Annotated in this window: 1 protein-coding gene; it reads right to left on the minus strand. The window is 43.2% G+C overall.

Going from position 1 to position 1865, the window contains the following annotated elements; all coding sequences use genetic code 11:
* Positions 1 to 1865, minus strand: a 1865-nt coding sequence (locus Q0192_RS17620) for an HRDC domain-containing protein (protein WP_299291609.1), incomplete at both ends; no start/stop codon positions are given.

Below are 1865 nucleotides of genomic sequence, written 5' to 3' on the forward strand. Positions count from 1 at the left end.
AAACTACTAATTCAATTGGCTGCCTTTTCACATCGTTATTTTTGCAATATGCGTTGATGTAACTTAAAATTTCTGCGCCGTATTTTTTTACTTTGCCCGGGCCAATTCCTTTAATACTTTCCAGTTCTTTTAAGGTAGAAGGCAAAACTTCCACCAATTTATCCAACACTTTTTGGTGAAAAATAACATAAGCGGGAATGTTATTTTCCTCGGCCAGGCGGTTTCGCCAACTGCGCAAAGCACTATGCAAATCAGGATAAGCTGATTTTTCTGCATCGGTTTCTGTTTTGTTTTGTGGAGAAGAAGCAGCTTTTTCCGAAGCCAAACTTAAATCAATAGCCGCGTTTGCTTTATGCTGAAGATAAGCCAAAGCGTTAAAACTATTGGCCGATGCTTCTTTTACCACCATAAATTTAACCGCAACTTCCTGTTTTAAAGCATTTAACGCGCCTTGCACATTTTTGCGGACGGCTTTATTGTCCGTCTCGACAGACCAATTTTTTAGTGGTAAAAGAAGCATCTGCTCCAGCTTTTCAACAAAATAAGCAGCGGCTTTTTTTACGCGTTCCTGCAATTCGGGATGATCTTCCGGCAAAAGCGGCTGTTGCAACAACAGGTTCAATTGCTGCTGAAACTTATCGGCCACGGCATAAATTTCTTTTTCGGCTGTAATTTTGGTTTCATGCAAAGTTTGCGCAAAACTTCCGGCTAATAAGTTATCGTTTTCTTCTGCCAATTTCAAAAGCGCAAAATAGCGGAATTTGATTGGGCTGAAATCAAACAATTCGCGCAGCAACGTTTCCTGGAAAACTTTTTTGGCTTCCGATAAAACACTTTCTGTGGGTACATTGCGTTCGCTTTCGATGGTGTAAGTTGCAATCGTACGGTCGGTAATTACGCTTTCTACTTTCAGTGGTTTGCTTAAAACTATGCCTTCCAACGTTTTACAACGGCTTAAAGCTACGTAAACCTGGCCATGCGCAAAAGCATCTTGCGCATCAATAATTGCTTTTTCAAACGTTAAACCCTGGCTTTTGTGGATCGTAATTGCCCAGGCCAGCCGCAGCGGATATTGCGTAAAACTACCGATGATGGTTTCTTCTACTTCTTTTGTTGCCGTATTTAAAGCGTACCTAATGTTTTGCCAAACCACCGGCCCAACTAAAATTTCATCTTCTTCGTCCGGGCATTTTACAAAGATTGTTTCATCCTCCACCCGTACTACTTTTCCGATTTTACCATTGTAAAAAAGCTTTTCGCGCGAGGTATCGTTCTTCACAAACATTACCTGCGCGCCCACTTTCAGTTCCAAATCCAAAACTGTTGGATAGGAAAACTCTGGGAATTCGCCCTGAACAACGGCTTTAAATTGATGTGCCGGTTGTTTGATTTCGGCCAGTTTGCTAGCGTTTAAATATTGTGCCGAATTGTTGTGCGTGGTTAAAGTGATGTAACCTTCCTGCTCATTCGGCTTGAAATCAGGAATGTGCCGCTGGTTCAAATCTTCCAAAACCTGTCTCGAAATCCGGTTTTCGCGGATGGCATTTAAAAGGCCGATAAAAACAGTATCGGCCTGCCGGTAAATATGTTTCAGCTCGATGTTTACCAGCGGCGTTTGCTTTAAAGCTTTGCTGCTGAAAAAATACAGCGTATCGTAATGCGGTTTCAGCAATTGCCATTCTTCCGGTTTGGCCACGGGCGAAAGCTGGTGCAGGTCGCCGATCATCAGCAACTGAACGCCACCAAAAGGCTTGGAACGGTTGCGGTAACGGCGCAGCACTTCGTCCATCGCATCCAACACATCGGCACGAACCATGCTGATTTCGTCAATCACCAACAAATCCAGGCTTTGGATGAGGTTGACC

It is taken from the genome of uncultured Mucilaginibacter sp., assembly GCF_937859865.1.
In the GTDB taxonomy this organism is placed as follows: domain Bacteria; phylum Bacteroidota; class Bacteroidia; order Sphingobacteriales; family Sphingobacteriaceae; genus Mucilaginibacter_A.